The organism is Streptomyces pratensis (genome assembly GCF_037137275.1).
In the GTDB taxonomy this organism is placed as follows: domain Bacteria; phylum Actinomycetota; class Actinomycetes; order Streptomycetales; family Streptomycetaceae; genus Streptomyces; species Streptomyces pratensis_B.
The window spans coordinates 336668-356256 of the sequence record NZ_JBBBEN010000092.1; the positions used below are offsets into that span (position 1 = coordinate 336668).

Sequence of the window (19589 nt, forward strand, 5' to 3'; positions counted from 1 at the left end):
GGGAGCCCCCGAGCGCAGGGGCGCCGGCGGAGAGCGGACGCCAGGCGAGGACCGTGCGTCAGGCCCGGCGCAGGCGCGCGATGACGCCGTTGATGTCGCGTTCCAGCATCTCGGGGCGGACGAAGTGGCCACCGGGCAGCTCGTGCGCCTCGTGCGGGATGCCGACGCGGTGGAGGTGGTGGCGGAACTCCCGCTGGGTGCGGAGCACCACCCCTTCGTTGGCCTGGTCCCACCAGTTGACGGGGTCGGGGCTGGTGCCGGCGACCAGGAAGACCCGCTTGTGCCGGTAGCTCTCGATGCGCTCGACCGGGTTGTCGGCGCTGACCCGGGCCTGGTCCCAGGGAATGCCGTACACCGTGCCGCCCCCCAGCTCCACGGCGGCGGAGGACGCGTTGGCCCAGTGCGTCACCACGTCGCCGTTGGCGCCGCGCAGGTTCGCCGGGCCGGAGTGGGCGCTGACCGAGGCGAAGTGGCCGTAGTACTTGGCCGCGTACTTCAGGGCGCCGAAGCCGCCCATGGAGAACCCGGCCACGGCACGACCGTCGTACTCGGCGTAGGTACGGAAGTTGGCGTCGATCCACGGAAGCAGCTGCGCGATGTGGAAGTGCTCCCAGTCCCGGGCGCCGACGGTGGTGCTGACCGGGTTGGAGTACCAGCCCGCGCGTCCGCCGTCGGGCATGACGACGATGAGGTCCTTCCAGGCGGTCAGGCCCCGGATGTTGTGGTGGGCGTCGAAGGTGATGAAGTCCTGCTGACCACCGTGCAGCAGGTAGAGGACCGGGTAACGGCGTCCGCTGGTGTGGTAGCCGTCGGGCAGCAGCACGTTGACGGCCGGATTCCACCCACCGATGGCGGAGGTCTGGAACCGGTAGTACCACATCCGGTGATCGTGCTCTCCGCGTTCCACGATCCGCAGGCCGAAGCCGTCGCCGACCGCCGAGGCCGGCGACGCCGACGCGAGAACGCCGCCGGCGCCCAGGGCCACCGCGGCGGTGAGCCCGCCGGCGGACTTGAGGATGCTCCTGCGGGTGGGGTTCTGCGCGGTCACGGTGGCCTCCTGTGGGCGAGCTTGCTGGGGACCCGGCTGCCGTCCCGACGGCACCGGCGGTTCGGAGGCTAGCGACCCCACGCCCGGGGGGAGTACCCGGAACCTTACGGGCTGACAGAGCCGATCCGCGTTCCCTACGTTGAGCTGTGACCTGTGCGGTGGGGCCGATGGGTCGTTGACTCTTTCTGTTCGGCGCCCGATCCCCGACGGTATGGACCTCACGGCATGGGGAGCGACTGGTGTTCTCGCGACCCGGTGGCCGCCCCGGGCCGGGCTGTGAGGGTGTCGCTGCTCCAGTCGGGCAGGCGGCCTTCGACCAGAGGTCGGTGCGTTCGTCGGCTCAGCCGAAGGCCGCCTGCGTGGAGGGTGACTACCAGCCCGCCCGCGTCCGAGGAGCCGTTCGGACTACGAGGTCAAAGATCGAGCGCGGGGCGCAGGATGGGTTTGACGCAGCGGCGGGCGTCCATGGCCTCGAACGCCTTCGGCGCGTCGGCCAGGGAGAAGGCCGCGTCGAACACATCGCCCGGCCGCAGCGCGCCGTCGAGCACGTCGCCGAGCAGCCCCGGCATCGTGGCGCGCACGTTCGCCCCACCGCCGCCGAGGGTGAGGTTCTTGCCGAACAGTTCCCACAGCGGCAGTGTGACGCCCCAGGGCAGGCCCACATAGCCGATGCGACCGCCGGGGTGTGCGCAGCCGATCGCCTGCCGTACCGACTCCAGCGTCCCGACCGCCTCGATCACATGGCCGCTGCCGCCGTCGAGCAGGTCCGCCACCTCCGCCGCCCCCTCCTCCCCCCGGGCGGCGACCACGTCGGTGGCCCCGTGCGCGCGGGCGAGCCGTCGGCGTACAGGCGAGCGTGACATGACGACGATCCGTTCCGCCCCCAGTCTGCGGCAGGCGAGGACCGCGCACTGGCCGACGGCGCCGTCCCCGACGACCACGACCGTGGCCCCCGGGCCCACTCCCGCGTGCACGGCGGCCTCGTGTCCGGTGGACATCACATCGGTCAGGGCCAGCAGCGAGGGGAGCAGATCGGGTGGCGGCGCCCCGGGAACCGCCAGCAGCGTCGTGTCGGCCAGGGGTACGCGGACGAACTCGGCCTGTCCGCCGTCGAGTACCGACCCATCGGAACCGAACTCGCCGAACAGCATGCCGTTCTCACAGGCGATCGGCATCCCGCGGCGGCAGTGCGGGCACGTGCCGTCCGAGGTGCTGAAGGGGGCGAGGACGAAGTCCCCCCGGCGCAGAGCCGTCACGCCCGCGCCCAGGTCCTCCACGACGCCGACGAACTCGTGGCCGCTGCGGACCGGCCGCGGCAGGGGCGTAAGACCTCGCAGCACGGACAGGTCCGAGCCGCAGACACCGGCCGCCACCACCCGCACCAGCGCGTCCGTGGGCTCCTCGACGCGAGGTTCGGGCACCTCCTCGACGCGCACGTCGCCCGGGGCGCGAATGACCACAGCGAGCACAGCGTGTCCTCCTCTCAGATTCCGGCAAGGGCGGTGCTGCGCATGAGGAACTCGGCCAGATACCCGTCGTGCGGCATATCCGGCGGCAGCCACCAGGTGGGCCGGTCCAGGCCGTAGACGTTGCGGATGGACGGCTCGTCCAGCAACGCGTCCACCAGACCGGTGTTCCCGCCGGCGACACCGACCACCAAAGATCCGCGCAACGGCGCCGCCCCGTGTCCCGGGGACCAAGGGGCGACCCAGACGCAGGGGAACGGCATCTCCAGGCCCGTCTGTCCGGCCATGGGATCGTCCACCAGGTGCACCGCCGGCCGCAGCGCGGCACTGCCGTCGCCCAGGTCGTGCACGACACTGTCGCCGAGGACGGGCTCGCAGCCCGCCGCACCCCGGCGCAGGGCGTCCTCAACCCTTTGGGCCTCGTCCAGAGGCAGGCAGGGCAGCTGGGCCTCCTCCTCTTCCGGCGCCCCCGGCCGCAGGGCCGCGAGCCGCTCCGCCAGGGCCTCGGCGAAGCCCCTGGGGTCGTGTTCGACCAGCACGGCGGTCGCGTTGAGACACGAGACGCCTCCCAGTCCGCCGACGGAGTCGGCGACCACGTCGAGATACGGGTCCCACCGGCCCCTGATGAGGACCTTGACCCGGCCGGGCCCCTGGGTCAGGACCGGCGTCCCGGACCGGCCGCCCGCGTAGCGGCGCACGGTCGCGTCCCCGCCGAAGACCATGGCGAGATCGCTGCCGCCGACCAGTTCCTCTGCGGTGCTGTGGTCGCATGGCAGCGTGAGCACCTCGTCGTCGGCGAATCCGGCCGACCGCAGGGCCAGCACCAGCCGGTGGGGCGTGAACGGGTCCCGGCGAGAGGGCCGCACCGCGACCCGGTACCCCAGGGCCAGCGCCTCCAGCCACAGCGAGTGGACGGCCGGGTGGTTCCCGGACGCGTTGACGCCGAGCAGCCTGCCGCGGCGGCGCCAGACGACGGCGCCGATGCCGGGGACGCCCTGCCGGCCCGGTGGCAGCGCCGCCCGTGGTCTGGCCCCTGCCACGGTGTCGACCACACCGGCCAGCACGTCCGCGATGGTCGCCGTGGCGGCCCGGACCACCGACACCGGGACGCCGGTGGAGCGGGCCACGAGTCCGTCGTGCTCCTGCCGTGTCAGCCCGCCCAGCGTCTCCGAGGCGAACGCCGCACCCGCCGACCGGAGCCGGTGCCCGACCCGGGCCGGAGGCCGACCGCCAGAGGGGGCCGGCTCCCGGCGCAGCCGGTCAAGGGTGCGGGCGACGAACAGGCCGGGGACGAGCGACAGTTCCGCGAGGGGCTCCCCCGCCACGTCCCTGACTGTTTCCCGCCTGCCGGTGCGGTAGGCCCCGGCGGGCACGAGGGCGTCGACGAAGGGAAGCGTTCCTCTCCGGGTCCTCGGCGGTGCGATGTCCGCCGCGCCCGGTGCGGCCCCCATCAGTAGGCTCCGACGATGACGGGGACGCCGGTGAAGGCTTCGAGCGGGCGCACGTCCGCCACGGAGTGTCCGGCCGCCGCCGGCGGCGCGCTCACCCGCCGTGCCATGTCGCGCTCGCGGTTGTTGGGAAGCAGGGCCGATCTGCTGAGATGGTGCATGACGACCTGGCCCCTCTCCCCGACTGCGGCCGGCTCGCCGCTTACGGGGTCGACCACCGCGTATGTGACGTGCGGCGAGGGCGAGTCGAAGACCGAGTCGCCGTCCTCGGTGGTCGCGCGCTCGAAGGCGGCGCCCAGCGCCATCGTGCTCCCGTAGAGACCGAAGAGCGGTGTCCCGGGGAAGACCTCGCCGCGCAGCAGGTCCCGGGTGTCCCGGTCCATGCTGGTCCCGCACCAGGTGATGACCTCGACCTGGTCCCGTACGAGGTCGACCAGCCGCTCGTCGCGCGCGAGGCGCTCCAGCAACGGCGGGGGCGCCTGCAGCGCCCCGACCCGCTGGCTGCGGAGCACGTCGGCCGCCTGGGCGAGCACATGGTCCAGGTAGCGGTCGGCCTCGTCGTCACGGCCCTCCCGCAGGCACCGGCGCACCCAGCGGGGGTCGAAGTCGACGGCGAAGCGGAAGCCGCCCCGGCGGCGTGCGTGCTGGGCGGTGAGCTCGGCGTAGTCGTGCGGCCCGCTCGGGCCGAGCGACAGCCAGTTCACCGCCCGCGGATAGCCCCGCTCGTCCATGGCGCGCATGGCGCCGGCCATCTCGCGTTCCATCCAGTCGGACAGGTACAGGACCCGTTTGGGCGCCCCGGTGGTGCCGCCGCTCTCGAACACCCCGATGACCTCGGCGGCCCCTCCGTAGCCCCGGGGCAGCAGATCCTCCACCGGGGTGTGCCGCAGGTCGTCGACGACCTGCGGGAAGAGGTGCAGGTCCGCCGTGGTGCGTACGTCCGTGCGCGGGTCGAAGCCCAGCGTCCCCTGCCGCCGCAGCCAGAACGGTGTGCCGGTCTCCGGGGAGAAGTGCCACTGCATGGCCGCCCGGACGAGCTCGTCCGGGTCGACGTCCGCGCCGACCGGAGCGTCCAGGACCGCCAGCGCACTCGCCGTCTTCATCCTGCCTCCCTTGTTCCGCCGCCAGATGCTGATACCGAGCGCCACCGGTTCATCGCAGCGTGATCCCGGCAGAGGTGACGGCGCGCAGGAACTCGCCGCGCTCGACCGCGTCGGCCACGAGCTCCAGTTCGTCCGACATGTACCGGTCGCGGTCGAGGGTCGGAGCAAGCGCGCGCACGGCGTCGTAGGCGGCCCTGCCCGCGGTGCTGAGCTTGCTGTGACAGTCGTTCAGGTCCACGGCCTGCGCCGCCGCCAGGAACTCCACCGCGAGGATCTTGGTGTTGTTGGAGAGCACCCGCCGTGCGTTCCGGGCGGCGATGAGACCCATGCTGACGATGTCCTGGTTGTCGCCGTTGGACGGGACGCTCTGAGTGCTGGCCGGGCCGATGGTCCGGTTCTCCGCGACCAGCGCGGTGGCCGGGTACTGGGCGCCGGCGAAGCCGCTGTTGAGACCGGGCTCCCCGGCGACGAGGAACTCCGGGAGCCCGTAGCTGAGATGCCGGTTGAGCAGGCGGTTGGTCTGGCGCTCGGAGAGCACCCCGAGCTGGGTGAGGGCGATCGTGGTGAAGTCCATGGCGAACGCGACGGGCTGGCCGTGGTAGTTGCCGCCGTGGAAGACTTCCTGCCCGGGGAAGAACAGCGGGTTGTCGGTCGCGGAGTTGAGCTCCGTTCCCAGAGTGGTCGCCGCGTGCCGCAGGGTGTCGCGTACCGCGCCGAGCACCTGGGGGATGGCCCGCAGGGTGTACGCCTTCTGGAGGTAGACGTCGGTACGGGTCACGTCGTCGCCCGACCGCTTGCTTTCCACCTCGCCGCGGATCTCCGCGTGCGACACGGCCAACCGGCTGTCGGCGAGCAGCGTGCGCAGGTTCGCCGCCGAGTCGATCTGGCCGCGGTGCGGACGGGCCAGTTCATGGCCCTCGGCGAGGAACGGACTCGTGGAGCACTTCAGGGCCTCCAGCAGCAGGGCCGAGACGATCTCCGCCTGGTGGAGCTGGTCGAGGGCGCGGCCGACCACGAGCGATCCCAGTCCGGTCATCCCGGAGGTGCCGTTGATCAGCGCGAGGCCTTCCTTGAAGCGCATCTCCAGGGGCTCGATGCCCCGCTCGCGCAGCACCTCGCGGGTCGGGACCCGGCCGCCGTCGCGGAGCACGTACCCCTCGCCGATCACGGTGATGGCGATGTGCGACAAGGTCGCGAGGTCGCCGCTGGCGCCGAGCGAGCCGATCTCGGGGATCGCGGGGATGATGCCCTCGTTCAGGTAGAGGGCCAAGCGCTCCAGCACTTCGGGCCGCACCGCGGAGTATCCGCGTGCGAGGGCGTTCAGCCGGGCGGCGAGGATGGCGCGGGCCTCGTCCTCTGCGAACAGCGGTCCGACGCCGGCGCTGTGACTGCGGATCAGGTTCGTCTGAAGCTCCACCTCCTTGGAGGGCTCCACCTGCATGTAGATCATCTCGCCGTACCCGGTGGTCACCCCGTACACCGAAGCGCCCTGGCGGACGATGTCCTCGAACTGCTTCCGGCTCGCCGCCGCCTTGTCCAGCACTTCGGGGCTCACCGTGACCCGGGCGTGCTCCTCCGCTACGGACCGGACGTCGTCGATGCCGAGGTTCTCCCCGTCGAAGGTAACGGTGGCCGTCGCGGTGTCGATCGTGGTCATGGTGGGTTTCTCCTCGTGTCGATCGGGCCCGGTGACGGAATGCTTCGCACCGGGCTCCGGCGTTTTTTCGGTACCCGCTGATTCGACCACCGGGGTATCCGATGCCGAAACGCCCGCAAGGACAGCGCGAAATGTACTTCAGGGCACACCGAAACGGGTGAATGGCTGCGCATGACGACTTCGGGGCACAACCACATGCCCGGAAGGCGGTCGTCCGGTAGACATCGACCCAGACGCTGAACCTCGTTGACCAGCGTGAACGTGTCCCCATCTCGACACCGCCGCTTAGAGCCGGCCGAAGGGTCCTCGCTCTCACCGTGTTGTCACGGAATCGGAGTCGGGTAATTCTTTCCTCCATCGCACCCGGAGAGCGATCCCGACAGGAGGGGACAGAGAATGAAGCCGAAGACACATGACCGCTTCAGTAGCGACGCTCGTATCGAAGAAATCATGCACAGCATGCGCGAGAACGGGTACGCGGTTGTCGAGGATGTGCTTCCGCACGAAACGGTGGACGCTCTGCTGGGCGAGATGACGCCCTGGATCGACGCCACACCGTTCGGGCCGGACGCGTTCGCAGGCCAGCGGACCAAGCGCACGGGAAGCCTCGTCGCCCGCTCGGCGACCGCCCGGGAACTGATCGTGCACCCGCTGATCAAGGGGATAGCGGGGGAAGTACTCGCTTCGTCGACCGCGTTCCAGCTCTCGCAGACCCAGCTCATCAGCGCCCACCCGGGCTCGGTGGCGCAGAAGCCCCACAAGGACGAACTCGTCTGGGACTTCTTCCCGTTCGCGGCCGATCACCATGTGATGTGCCAGTTCTTCTGGGCGCTCACCGACTTCACCGAGGAGAACGGGGCCACCCGTGTCGCGCCCGGCAGCGACAAGATCGACCCCTCGGAGATCACGGAGGAGGACACCATCCCCGTCGTGATGCGCAAGGGGTCGGTCTTCGTCTTCAACGGCAAGGTGGTGCACGGCGGCGGAACCAACCGCTCGGACCAGGTGCGACAGGGCCTGATCACGAGTTACTGCTCCGGCTGGGTCCGGCAGGAGGAGAACCAGTACCTCGTCGCCCCGCCGGACGTCGCCCGTACGTTCCCCGAAGAGGTTCTCAGGATGATCGGCTACCAGCAGGGCTGCTTCGCCATGGGCTACGCCGGGGACATCGAGGAGCCGATGGACGTGCTCTTCGGCCGGACGACCACCCCGATCGTGCCGTCGGAGGCGACGCGCGGCGCCGCCAACGAGAGGGCGCGCCAGTGGAGTCAGGACGTCGCCCAGCGCACCGTGTGATCTTTCCCCGCCGCTCCCGCCCCGGCCCTGCCGGGGTTCGACCCGCCGACGGACGGCGGGCCCCGTTTTCCGCACTCCGCGCCGAACCGAGAGGTGACGATGACGTCCACGGAAGAACAACCCGTATCGGTCATGCCGATCATGAACATGGTCTACGGCCTGTGGGTGTCCCAGACACTCGTGACCGCCCACGAGCGCGATCTGTTCGGGCGCTTCGCCGAACGTCCGGGCCTGACACCGGCCGAACTCGCCGGTCTCCTGGACCTGGAGGAACGCCCCGTCGAGCAACTCGTCACCGCCTGCGCGGCGCTGGGGCTGCTGCAACGCGACGGCGCGGGCTACCGCAACACGCCCATGACCACCCGGTATCTGCTCCGCGATGGCGAGGACTACGTCGGCGGCTGGGTCGAGATCGTCTCCCGTCACGACTACCCCGGCTGGCTGCGACTGGACGAGGCGCTGCGGACGAACCGCCCGACCGCCTGGGACAGCGAGCGCCGCGACTCACTGTTCGACGACGAGAACCCTGTGGTCGTGGAGTCGTTCTGGGAGGGCATGAGCGCGATCTCCCGGCCCACCGCGCGGGCCCTGGCGCGGAGCGTCGATCTCTCGGGAGACCTCTCACTGCTGGACGTGGGCGGAGGCGGGGGCGCCTACGCGATCGAGTTGAGCCGGGCGTACCCGTCCCTGCGCACCACCGTCTTCGATCTGCCCTTCGTCTGCGACCTGACGCAGAAGAAGGTCGAGCAGGCGGGCTACGCCGACCGCATCTCCTTCGCCGGCGGAGACTTCTTCTCCGACCCGCTGCCCGCCGGTCAGGACGCCGTGCTGCTGTCGATGATCCTTCACGACTGGGACATCGACCAGTGCAGAGGAATTCTGCGGAGCTGCTACGACGCGCTGGCCCCCGGCGGGCGCCTGCTGATCAGCGAACTACTGGTCTCCGACACCAAGGACGGGCCGCTCGACGCCACGTTGATGAGCCTGTCGATGCTCGTGGAGACCTTCGGCCGGAACTACACCGGAGCGGAGTACCGGAAGTGGTTGTTGGAGACCGGCTTCACCGAGGTGGAGATACGCCGGTTCGACGCCCCGGCCGCCAACGGGGTCGTCATCGCCCAAAAGCCCCGGTGAGCCCGCGGGCGCGAACGGCGCCCCCGGGCTAGGTCGTGTCCGGCCGAGTCTCCGTCGTGCCCTCACCCCTCGGCCCCGGCCCGCCAGCGGCGGGCCGGGGCCGAGCGCGTCCCGTCAGATGTACCCCTCGCGCAGGGCGTAGGCGACGGCATGTGCTCGATTGCGCAGATGCAGACGGGCCGTCAGTTTGTACATGACGTCCTTGATCGTGCGCTCGGAGTAACACAGCTCCACAGCGATCTTCGCGGTGCCGAACCCCTCGGCGACCAGTCGCATGACCTCGACTTCGCGGGGAGTCAGCCCATGGGCGGGCGATCTCGAGCCGCCGGCCACGGCGGGTTGCGCTCCCGTGCCCATCTGACGGATCAACCGGCCCAGCAGATCGGCCGGGAGGTCCCCGTCGCCGCGTGCGGCGGCCAGCACGGCCTGGATCAGGCGGCTCCGGGTGGCTTCGTGGCGCCAGACGACAGCGCTGACCCCGTAGTTCACGATCTCGTGGAACTCATCGTCCTGCAAGGTGTCCAACACCAGAACAGCCTTCGACCCGTCGCCTCCGACAGCCCTGCGCATCTGGGTCAGCGTGCCCTGGCTGAGCACATGGTCCACCAGAACGATCACGCCGCCCGGACTCATCCGTTCGCGTATTTCGATGCGGGCGTCCCGGTCCAGAGCACTCAGCGCGCCCTCCCGTGATATGGGGTCCCGGGCGTGTACCACTACGGGCACCCGGGGCTCGAATGGTTCCGGGTGACGGTCCACAGAATTCACCGTTCCCGCAGGGCTCATGGTGCCGACTGAACTCGACAAGACTGTCCTCCGTATAAGCACAACCGTTGACGCATGCGAGCGGGACGATGCCCGTGATATCGACGCCGTCAGCGCGTACGGCAGGATTGCACCCCGGTCAGATCCCGTACGATGTCGGCCGCGAGATGCCGGCACACGATCGCACTCCGCTCCAACCGGGTGGCCGCCTCGCCGAGATGGCCGACGATGAGCAGGATCGCCTCGGCCTGGCGAGCGGTGCCCGTCCGCCCGTCGAACGGCCGGCTGCCGGCGGAGAGCTCGCCTTCACCCGGGTTGGCGTGCAGGGCGAGGGTGAGGGCGTTGTTGACCAGGGAGGAGGCGACCAGGACCGAGGACAGCCGCTCCAGGCTGGAACGTCTGCCGGCGGCGGCGACGAACGGGCTGTTGTGCAAGGCGTTCAGCCGGACGAGGGCAGTCGCGGTCAGGTCCTGCGCCGCGAGGAGGAGAGGGCCGATCCGGCGGAGAGCATCGGCTCCCGGGGTGTAGGAGACATCACGTACGCGGACGTGGAGAGCTTCGAATTCACTCGCGAGTTCATGAAGTTGCCGTTCATGGTGCTGCAATTCGCTTGTTGACATGGCGGCAAGGCTCCAGAGGATCGCAGCGTCGCATTCGGATGGCTGACAGAACGCCCGAGAGGAAAAGGTGAGCGGGTGACCCGGTCCCACTCCATCCAGCCTACTGATATCGATCCCGGACTCCAGATGTGCCATCAGAACGGCCAGAATCAAATCGATCAGATATCGGCCAGCCGCTGCACACTATCGCGCCACACTAAACGGGGCCTGAGAAAGTTCCGGTCCCTCACTGTTTGTTTTCCACTAAATCACTTCCGCTTCGGTGCCGCGCGCTCCCCACTCCGCCGCCCCATCGCGTCGGCGTTCCGTCCGCGGGCGCCCGTATCACCGCTCGGCAGGACCGCTTCTGCCCGTTTCGGTTGGTCGGTCGGCGGACCGTGTCCGCGCCGGAGCGTCGTCGAACCAGCCGGTCGGGGAAAGCCCTTATGGCCGGTCGCACCAGGGTGGGGGCGCCGGGCCCCGCGCCGGTGCTCAGGGGGGCCGCTTGGGCTCGGACATCAGTTCGGAGAGACGCGCCACCGTCGAGCACACCCTCAACCGCCCGGCAGGCGCCCGCGCCGTCGCCACCCGCTACGAGAAACGCGCCCTCATCTCTCCTGGCGCCGCCGCACTCGCCGCCCTCGCCCCCCGGCTCAGGACATGATGCGCGAAACAGCGCCGGGGGCGACGAGCTGAGGGGCCGGCCACCGGACGCCCCGTAGCGGAGTGGGCCGTCGGTGTCAGTCCGCAATCCTCCGGGTCCCCTGGCCGGAGCCCTCCCGGATACGTTGCAGCGCGACCCGGCCCGTCCACCGCGGGTCGCCTGTCCGTGAGTGCCTCGTACCGCTACCGACCAGGAGCCCGTTGTGAGCGCACACCGCCCTTCCCGCAGAGCCGTTCTCCGATCCGCCGGTGGGCTTTCGGCCGCGGTCTCCCTCGCGGGCGGGGGCGTGCTCGCGACGGAAACCGGGGCCCGTGCCGCCGGAAACGGAACCGGTCCTGCCGCCGTCCAGCGCGTCCAGTCGGACGTGGGCGGCCCGATCACCCGCGACGAAGTCCTTCTCCGCGCCCAGCACTGGGTCGATCTGAACGTCTACTACAACCAGGACGACTCCCACCCGGACCTGGACGGCAGGCACTACCGCACCGACTGCTCGGGCTTCGTCTCCATGGCACTGCACTTGTCCTGGTCCCCCAGTACGGTCTCGCTCCCCGAGTTCCTCGACCCGATCGCCTGGGAGGTCCTGAAGCCCGGTGACGCCGTCGGCACTCTCGGGCCGGGGACCGGCGGCGACGCGGGGCACGTGGTGCTGTTCACCGGCTGGGCCGACCGCGAGCACACGCGCTTCTTCACCATGGAGGAGATGGGCGGGGCAGGGTCCGTCAGGTATGAGCGGCCGATCGGCTACACCACGAGCGGAGGCCGGTTCACCGCACGCCCGTACCGCTACAAGCGGGTGGTCGAGGCCCCCGCCCACCGCGCCGTCAGCCCGGCCGAGACGGGCCGTGTCGTGTCGGCGCGGTCGGCCGACGGGCGGCTGGAGACCTTCGCGGCCGGAGCCGACGGGGTGCACCACGCCTGGCAGACCGAAGTGAACGGCGGGTGGTCGACCTGGCGGCCGCTCGGCGGCCCCCGCAACGCGCGGTTGGCGATCGCCCCCAACGCCGACGGCCGGCTGGAGCTGCTGGCGATCAACGGCGATACGGCCCAGCACCTCTATCAGACCGGGCCGTCCAGGGACTTCTCCGGCTGGCAGGGGTTCGGCGCCGGGGGCCGGCATATCGCCGCCGGCACGAATGCCGACGGCCGTGTCGAGGTCTTCGCTTCCGGCCCGAAGGGGGTCTACCGCAGATACCAGAGCGCGCCGGACGGTGACTGGTCCGGCTGGGAGTTCACCGGTGGCGGCCCCGTCGACGCGCGGCTGGAAATGGAGAAGTCCCCCGACGGGCGCCTTGAGGTCTTCGCTCTCAACGGCACGGTCTTCGAGCACCAGTACCAGCTCGCCCCCAGTGGCGGCTGGTCCGCATGGGAACACTTCGGAGGGGGCGGCCACGACCTGACGGCGGACCACAGTGCCGACGGTCGTCTTGAGGTGTTCGCCTCCGGACCGGAGGGGGTCTTCCACCGGTACCAGGAAAGCCCGGTCTCCTGGTCGGGTTGGGTGGGGACCGGCGGCCCGGCGGACGCGAATCTCACCAGCGAGCGCACCGCCGACGGCCGGGTGGAGGTCTTCGCGATCAACGGTGAGATCGCCGTACACGCTTGGCAGACCGGAATCAACGCCCCCTTCAGCGGCTGGGCCGCAATGGGCGGCGGGGGCACCGAGATCACCGCCGCCGCCAACGCCGACGGCCGCATCGAGGTCTTCGGAACCAGTCGGGCAGGCGTCTACCACACCTGGCAGACCGGTTTCTCCGACTGGGCGGAGTGGGTGTGGCTCAACGGCTCCGGCCCCGCGATCGCCTGGCCGTAGGGAACGGCCCGCGCCCGGGCCGGCCGCCGTCGGTCAGCCGCCGTCTGTCAGCCGCCGTCGGTGAGTTGCTCGTCGAGTTCGTCGAAGAGCAGCTCGTGGTGTTCGGTCTGGCCCGTGCGGTAGGCGGAGCGGGCCACGAGGTGGGAGGCGACCGGCCCGGTGAGCATCTGGAAGAAGGCGATGAGGCCCAGCGTGGCGAGGTCCATGCCGCTGCGCAGCCGCAGGGCCACTCCGACCAGCATCAGGATGATGCCGAGGGTCTGCGGTTTGGTCGCCGCGTGGCTGCGGGAGAGGACGTCGGGCAGCCGGAGCATGCCGATCACCCCCAGCAGGCAGGTCGCGGCTCCGAGGAGGAGCAGCACGGCCCCCGCCGTGTCGACGATCTGGAGCCAGACGTTCACCGCGGTCCCTCCTGGCCGTCGTCGGAGCGCGGCGGGCGGGGGCGGTCGCGTACGGCGATGAAGCGGGCGATGCCCACCGAGCCGGTGAAACCGAGGAACGCCAGCACCAGCATGATCGGGAAGTAGAACGGGTCGAGGTCGAAGGCCGACTTGAGGCCCAGGCCGACGATGATCAGGGCCGCCGCGACGTCCAGGGAGATCGCCCGGTCGAGCATGGAGGGGCCGAGCCAGATACGGGCCAGCAGCAGGGCGCCGGCCACCAGGATCAGCACGACGGCGATGGTGAGCAGGACGCGGTCGACCTGCTCGGGGGCGCTCATGGTCCGGACCTCCCGGTGGTGAGCTGGGGCGGGGGCGGGGGCTCGGAGACCCGGGCGATCTCGTCGGGGGTGCCGAAGGCCCGGACGACGAGCTCCTCCATACGCCATACGGAGCGGCGGGCCGCTTCCAGCTCTTCCGGCCGGTCGGCGTCCAGGACGTGCACGAAGACGGTGGCCGTGGCCTGGCGGACCTCGACGATGGAACCGCCCGGGACGTTGGAGACGGCGACGGCCGTGGCGGCGAGCATCAGGTCGCTGCGGCACCTCAGGGGGACCCCGATGACGGCCGCCCGGTGGGGCAGGCCGGCGAAGGTCTGCCGGGTGACCTTCACGCCGGAGGTGTACATGTCGTAGAAGAGGTAGCCGGCCAGGCACAGGATGCCCCAGAGGTGCAGGCGCAGTCCGAGGTCGACCCGGGGCAGCGGGAAGGCGAGACAGACGGCGACCGAGACGACCAGGCCGGTCAGGACGTTGGCCCAGGAGAGGGTCGGCCACAGCAGCACCCAGATGACGGTGAGCCAGCCGATCAGCGGCAGGTCCAGCACCCGTCTGCGGCCGTCGCCGAGCTCACAGCTCAGCGGTGGCAGGTCGGCGTTGCGGAACGAGAGCCGCAGCTTGCGTGTCACCGGCTCAGCACCTCCTGGATGTAGGGGGTCCGCTGGAGGAGCTCGACGGCCGTGCGGTCGGTGTAGGCGGTGATCGGGGCGGCGAACACGGTGAAGGCGAGGCCGAGCACGATGGTGGCGGCGGTGGCCGCGGTCATCGGGCGGGGCAGCCGGCTGGTGGTGGTGACCGCCCGGCTGTGGAGCGTCGCGGCGACGGCCCGGCCGGCGGGGCGGTGGGCGGGGTCGACGCTCTCGTCCCCGGTGCCCGCCATGTCGTCGGGCCCCTTGTCGCTGTCCTCGTCGCTGTCGTCGCCGGACTCCAGAATCGTGCCGGCGGCGGCCTGGCCGGGCGGGGCGGCCCGCCAGAAGGCCAGGTTCCACACCTTGGCGGCCACGTACAGCGTCAGGAGGCTGGTGGCGGCCGAGGCGGCGACCAGGACCCAGGCCCAGGCGCCGCCGTCGGCGACCCCGGCGCGCATCAGGCCGAGCTTGCCGATGAAGCCGGAGAGCGGGGGGATGCCGGCGAGGTTCATCGCGGGGACGAAGAACAGCAGGGCGAGTATCGGGGCGGCTTTCGCCAGTCCGCCGATCCGGGTCAGCTCGTTGGTGCCGCCGCGGCGTTCGATGAGTCCGGCGACGAGGAACAGACTCGTCTGGACGGTGATGTGGTGGGCGACGTAGAGGATGGCCCCGCCGTACGCGTCGCGGGTGGCGAGGCCGATGCCGAAGACCATGTAGCCGATGTGGCTGATCAGGGTGAAGGAGAGCAGCCGCTTCAGGTCGGTCTGGGCGACCGCTCCGAGGATGCCGACGAGCATCGAGGCGAGGGCGACGGCCATCAGCAGGTCGCCGATGCGGTTGCCGGGGAAGAGCAGGGTCTCGGTGCGCAGCATGCAGTAGACCCCGACCTTGGTGAGCAGGCCGGCGAAGACGGCCGTGACGGGCGCCGGGGCGGTCGGGTAGGAGTCGGGGAGCCAGGCGGCGACCGGGAAGACGGCGGCCTTGATCGCGAAGACGGTGATCAGCATCGCTTCGATCAGCGTCCGCACGCCGAGGGGGATTTCGGCCAGCCGTTGCGCGAGCTGGGCGAAGTTCACGGTGCCGGCGGCCGCGTAGGTCAGGGCGATCGCGGTGAGGAAGAGCATCGAGGAGAACAGCGAGATGATGACGTACGTGGAGCCCGCCCGCATGCGGGGGCCGGTGCCGCCGAGGGTGAGCAGGACGAAGCTGGCGACGAGCATGATCTCGAAGCCGACGTAGAGGTTGACCAGGTCGCCGGCGAGGAACGTGCAGGAGACTCCGGCGACGAGGATCAGATAGGCGGGGTGGAAGATGGCGAGCGGGGTCTCCCTGTCCCGGTCGGTCATGCCCTGCCCGATGGAGTAGACCAGCACGCAGAGCGTGATGGCAGAGGAGACGGTGAGCATCAGCCCCGACAGCCGGTCGGCGACCAGCGTGATGCCGAGCGGTGGGGCGAAGTCCCCCAGGTGGACCGAGAGCGGGCCGCGCCGGTCGGCGGCGACCATCAAGGTCACCGAGAGCGCCAGGACCGCGGCGAGCACGATGACGCTGATGAAGCGCTGGATGCGCTGGAGGCGGATGCCGAAGGCGAGGCTGAGGCCGGTGGCGCACAGCGGAAGCAGTACCGGCAGCGGGACGAGCGCGTTCATCCGGCGGCTCCTCGGTCGTGGGGCGGGCGGTCGCCGTCCTCGGCATCGCGTTCGTAGTCCTCCGGGTCCGCGCCCAGCACGTCGTTCCAGAGGTTCCCGGAGGCGTCGCGGCCACGGGCCTGGTGGGCGCGGTCGGCGCGCAGCCGGTCGCGGAGTCTGCGGCGCTCCTGGCGGTAGCGTTGGCGCTCCCGTGCGGTGGGCAGGGCGCCGGAGCGGAACCGCTCGCGCAGTTCGTCGCGCTCCCCCATCACCTCGGCGCGCAGCGCGATGCGCCGGTCCTCCAGGTCGTCGTGGACCTCGTCGGTGCCGGTGATCTGGTGGCTGCGGTAGGCCATGGCGAGCAGGAACGCGGTGGTGCCGAGGGTGATGACGATGGCGGTGAGGGCGATGGCTTGGGGCAGCGGGTCGGTGATCCGGCTCAGGGCGACCCCGTACAGCAGCGGCTCCGCGCCTGCCCGGCCGGTCGAGGCGAGGATCAGGAGGTTGACGCCGTTGCCGACGATGACGGCGCCGAGGAGGATACGGGTCAGCGGCCGGGTCAGCATGAGGATGCCGCCGACGGCGCAGAGCACGACGGCGGTGGCCAGGAGCGAGGCGCTGACGGTCATCGCGCGCGCCCCCCGGCCTCTGGGCCGCCTTCGGGGGCCAGGACGCCCGCCGCCCGTTCGATCTGCCGGTCGACCTTCGCGCCGAGGGCCCGCACGATGTCCAGGACGACGCCGAGGACCAGCAGGTAGACGCCGAAGTCGAAGAGGACCGCGGTGCTGAGGTGGTAGTCGCCGAAGACCGGCAGGTGGCCTTCGTGGGTGAAGGCGTGCAGGACCGTGCCTTCCGAGAGTCCGAGGACGGCCACTCCGGTGGAGACGAGCAGCCCGAGGCCGGTGAAGAGGCCGGGTTGCAGGGGGGCGGCCTCGGCGAGTTCGAAGCGGCCGCCCGCCAGGTAGCGGGTGATCAGGGCGATCCCTGCGACGAGTCCGGCGACGAAGCCGCCGCCGGGCAGGCTCTCGGCGCAGAAGAGCAGATAGAGCGAGAACACCAGGATGGGGTGGAACAGCAGGCGGGCCACCACCTCGAAGACGACCGAGCGGTGCTCGGGCGCGAGCGTCGATCCGGCGGCCAGCCAGCCGCGTTCGGGGGCCGTCTCGGCGCCCTCCGGCACCCTGACGGCGTGGTCGGCCGTCAGGGACCAGGCGGTGCGGCCCCGCAGCTCCTCCGGGGCCATGGAGACCTCGTTGCGGCGGTGCAGGTAGACGAGGCTGGTGACGCCGACCGCGGCGGCGGCGAGGACGGTGGACTCCCCCATCGTGTCCCAGGCCCGCAGGTCGACGAGGATGGTGGCGACGACGTCCTTGAGCCCGTGGTCGTCGACTTCCGCGACCATGGCGGCGCCCGCCGGCTCCGCGGTGCGCGCTGCGGCGGCGACCCACATCCCGATGCCGACGGTGGCCGCGGCCGCGAGGGCCACGGGGACGCGGCTGACCCGCCGCCAGGTGCTCACGGACTCGCTGAAGTGGACGGGCATGCGGCGCAGCACCAGCACGAACACGATCATCGCGACGGTCTCGACGCAGAACTGGGTCAGCGCCAGGTCGGGCGCCCCCTGGACGACGAAGAGCAGGGCGGCTCCGTATCCGGTCAGGCCTGCCAGGACGACGGCCTTCATCCGCCGTCGCACGGTCAGGCAGAGCAGGGCCGCGACGCTGGTCAGGACGGCGACGACGGCCTGGAGCGGAGTGTCCCAGGCGCGGGGCGGCGCCGCGCCCTGCCAGGGCCGGTCGACGATGAGGACGGCGAGCTGTCCGATGAGCATGACCAGCAGGGTGGTGGCCAGGTACACGGCGAGGGAGCCGCGCTGCATGAAGCCGGTGACCTGGAGGGCGAGGCGTTCCTGCCCGAGCAGGAGGTGGCCGAAGGCGCTGTCGGCGGTGGGCCAGGCGATCCGCCGGGAGTACCGGGCGACGGGGGCGCGGGCGAGGAAGAGCGCGACGCCGACGGCCCAGGCGAGGACCGACAGGAGCAGGGCGGTGCCGAACCCGTGCCAGAGGGCGAGGTGGTACGGGGGTTGGGAGGCCGGGTAGGCGTCGGCGTACGCGCTCAGCAGTCGGTCGGTCAGGCCGACGCCGGGGCCGAGGGCGAGGCCGAGCACGGCGAGCAGCGCGGGGGCGGCCAGGAAGGCGGCGCCGACGCGGTGGACCGGGGTGTCGGGGACGCCGGGCTTGCGGGCGAACGCGCCCCAGAAGAACCGCAGGGTGTACGCGGTCGTCAGCGCGGACCCCGCGACGACGGCGGCCAGCGCCCACCGGTCGGCGGTGGAGCCGTGCAGCAACGCCTCGAAGGCGGCTTCCTTCGCGGCGAAGCCGAGCAGCGGCGGCAGGGCGGCCATGGAGGCGGCGGCGAGCGCGGCGACACCGGCGACGTACGGCAGGCGGCGGCCGACTCCGGAGAGTTCCCGCAGGTCACGGGTGCCGGCCGCGTGGTCGACGATGCCGGTGACGAGGAACAGCGGCGCTTTGAAGAGGGCGTGCCCGAGGATCATGGCGGCGGCGGCGAGCGCCGCGTCCCGTGTGCCGGTTCCGGCGAGCAGGACGAGGAAGCCGAGCTGGCTGACGGTCCCGTAGGCGAGGACGAGCTTCAGGTCGTGCAGGCGCAGCGCCCGCCAGGCGCCGAGGAGCATGGTCGCGCCGCCGAGCACCAGGACGAGGGGCTTCCAGACGGGGACGTCGGCGAAGGCCGGGCTGAGCCGGGCGATCAGGTAGACACCGGCTTTGACCATCGCCGCCGCGTGCAGATAGGCGCTGACGGGCGTCGGTGCGGCCATGGCGTTCGGCAGCCACATGGAGAACGGCCAGATCGCGGATTTCGACAGGGCCCCGCACAGGATCAGGACGAGGGCGGCGGAGACGGCAAGGGTCGCCTCGGGCGGATCGGCGGTGATCGCGGAGATCCGGTACGTTCCGGCGGCCTGACCGAGGATCAGGAAGCCCACGAGCATGGCGAGCCCGCCGAAGGTGGTGACGACGAGGGCCTGGAGGGCCGAGCGGCGGCTGTGCCGCTGTTCGCTGTCGTACCCGATCAACAGGTAGGAGAAGACCGTGGTCAGTTCCCAGAAGACGTAGAGCGTGATCAGGTCGTCGGCGAGGACGAGTGCGAGCATCGCGCCGGCGAAGGCGAGCAGGTTCCCGGCGAACCGGGCGAGCCGGGGAGTGTCGTCGGTGAAGTAGGAGGCGCAGTAGAGCAGGACCAGCGCACCGATCCCGGCGGCGAGCAGCACCATCAGCAGGGCCAGTGCGTCCAGGCGCAGGTCGACGGAGACGTCGTAGACGGGAATCCACTGCCAGGACCAGGTGACCGGCTCCCCGGAGGCGGCGGCGTTCCCGTGGGCCGACGCCCAGACGGCGGCGGCCGCCGGGGGCAGTGCGAGCACGATGAAGGCCCGGCGGCCGAGCCGGTGCACGAGCGGACCGGCGCAGGCCGCCAGCACGAAGTGGCAGACGATCAGAGCGATCACAGCGGGAGGTCCGGATCGGGCGACGGGGGAGCCGGGAGGAAGGGCACTAAATACAGATATATCCCTCAGGCTGCTTCACCCGACCGGCGCGCCGC

17 protein-coding genes are annotated in these 19589 nt (G+C 71.1%); 4 read left to right on the forward strand and 13 right to left on the reverse strand.

The window, feature by feature from the left end; genetic code table 11:
- Positions 1–58: 58 nt before the first annotated feature.
- The 5 genes from V9U70_RS18330 to cmdF all read right to left on the reverse strand — a co-directional run bounded on the left by V9U70_RS18330 (position 59) and on the right by cmdF (position 6722).
- A complete protein-coding gene (locus V9U70_RS18330; protein ID WP_336676561.1) occupies positions 59–1048 on the reverse strand; it encodes an alpha/beta hydrolase in 990 nt (329 codons plus the stop codon).
- Between the two features lie 413 nt (positions 1049–1461).
- Positions 1462–2517, reverse strand: a complete 1056-nt coding sequence (locus V9U70_RS18335; RefSeq protein WP_336676562.1) for an alcohol dehydrogenase catalytic domain-containing protein — start codon at positions 2515–2517, stop codon at positions 1462–1464.
- A 14-nt stretch (positions 2518–2531) separates the two neighbouring features.
- The gene (locus tag V9U70_RS18340) at positions 2532–3965 is read right to left on the reverse strand and encodes an aldehyde dehydrogenase family protein (RefSeq protein WP_336676564.1); all 1434 of its coding nucleotides are present in this window, start codon (positions 3963–3965) and stop codon (positions 2532–2534) included.
- On the reverse strand, positions 3965–5065 hold the full coding sequence (locus V9U70_RS18345; RefSeq protein WP_336676566.1) for a phenazine antibiotic biosynthesis protein: 1101 nt from the start codon (positions 5063–5065) through the stop codon (positions 3965–3967). Before V9U70_RS18345 ends, V9U70_RS18340 begins: the two co-directional genes overlap by 1 nt.
- Positions 5066–5114: 49 nt before the next feature.
- The gene (gene cmdF, locus V9U70_RS18350) at positions 5115–6722 is read right to left on the reverse strand and encodes a tyrosine 2,3-aminomutase (protein ID WP_336676568.1); all 1608 of its coding nucleotides are present in this window, start codon (positions 6720–6722) and stop codon (positions 5115–5117) included.
- Positions 6723–7181: 459 nt separating this feature from the next.
- Here cmdF and V9U70_RS18355 point away from each other — a divergent pair, with 459 nt between their 5' ends.
- Complete coding sequence (locus tag V9U70_RS18355; protein WP_336676570.1) at positions 7182–8018, forward strand: phytanoyl-CoA dioxygenase family protein; 837 nt, start codon at positions 7182–7184, stop codon at positions 8016–8018.
- 99 nt (positions 8019–8117) lie between these two features.
- A complete protein-coding gene (locus tag V9U70_RS18360) occupies positions 8118–9152 on the forward strand; it encodes a methyltransferase (protein ID WP_336676572.1) in 1035 nt (344 codons plus the stop codon).
- A gap of 114 nt (positions 9153–9266) precedes the next feature.
- Here the strand turns inward: V9U70_RS18360 and V9U70_RS18365 are convergent, their stop codons facing one another.
- Positions 9267–9938 (reverse strand): helix-turn-helix transcriptional regulator, encoded by a 672-nt coding sequence (locus V9U70_RS18365; protein WP_419723995.1) that lies wholly within the window; start codon positions 9936–9938, stop codon positions 9267–9269.
- A gap of 89 nt (positions 9939–10027) precedes the next feature.
- Entirely contained in the window at positions 10028–10537 is a 510-nt protein-coding gene (locus tag V9U70_RS18370) for a hypothetical protein (RefSeq protein ID WP_336676576.1), read from the reverse strand.
- Between the two features lie 484 nt (positions 10538–11021).
- Here V9U70_RS18370 and V9U70_RS18375 point away from each other — a divergent pair, with 484 nt between their 5' ends.
- Positions 11022–11180: a hypothetical protein gene (locus V9U70_RS18375; RefSeq protein ID WP_336676578.1), complete on the forward strand. Its 159-nt coding sequence runs from the start codon at positions 11022–11024 to the stop codon at positions 11178–11180.
- 286 nt (positions 11181–11466) lie between these two features.
- Positions 11467–12990 carry a PLL family lectin gene (locus V9U70_RS18380; RefSeq protein WP_336676580.1) on the forward strand — a complete coding sequence of 508 codons (1524 nt, stop codon included), beginning with the start codon at positions 11467–11469 and terminating at the stop codon, positions 12988–12990.
- 47 nt (positions 12991–13037) lie between these two features.
- Here the strand turns inward: V9U70_RS18380 and mnhG are convergent, their stop codons facing one another.
- Genes mnhG through V9U70_RS18410 form a run of 6 tightly spaced genes read right to left on the reverse strand, consistent with a single transcriptional unit; the run spans position 13038 to position 19494 of the window.
- On the reverse strand, positions 13038–13391 hold the full coding sequence (mnhG, locus tag V9U70_RS18385; RefSeq protein WP_336676581.1) for a monovalent cation/H(+) antiporter subunit G: 354 nt from the start codon (positions 13389–13391) through the stop codon (positions 13038–13040).
- Positions 13388–13711 (reverse strand): MrpF/PhaF family protein, encoded by a 324-nt coding sequence (locus tag V9U70_RS18390; RefSeq protein ID WP_336676582.1) that lies wholly within the window; start codon positions 13709–13711, stop codon positions 13388–13390. The genes mnhG and V9U70_RS18390 overlap by 4 nt, the downstream gene beginning before the upstream one ends.
- The gene (locus V9U70_RS18395) at positions 13708–14337 is read right to left on the reverse strand and encodes a Na+/H+ antiporter subunit E (RefSeq protein WP_336676583.1); all 630 of its coding nucleotides are present in this window, start codon (positions 14335–14337) and stop codon (positions 13708–13710) included. The genes V9U70_RS18390 and V9U70_RS18395 overlap by 4 nt, the downstream gene beginning before the upstream one ends.
- Entirely contained in the window at positions 14334–15986 is a 1653-nt protein-coding gene (locus V9U70_RS18400; protein ID WP_336676584.1) for a Na+/H+ antiporter subunit D, read from the reverse strand. Before V9U70_RS18400 ends, V9U70_RS18395 begins: the two co-directional genes overlap by 4 nt.
- Positions 15983–16594, reverse strand: coding sequence for a Na(+)/H(+) antiporter subunit C (locus V9U70_RS18405; protein ID WP_336676585.1), 612 nt, complete (start codon positions 16592–16594; stop codon positions 15983–15985). The genes V9U70_RS18400 and V9U70_RS18405 overlap by 4 nt, the downstream gene beginning before the upstream one ends.
- The gene (locus V9U70_RS18410) at positions 16591–19494 is read right to left on the reverse strand and encodes a Na+/H+ antiporter subunit A (protein WP_336676587.1); all 2904 of its coding nucleotides are present in this window, start codon (positions 19492–19494) and stop codon (positions 16591–16593) included. Before V9U70_RS18410 ends, V9U70_RS18405 begins: the two co-directional genes overlap by 4 nt.
- Between the last annotated feature and the right edge of the window lie 95 nt (positions 19495–19589).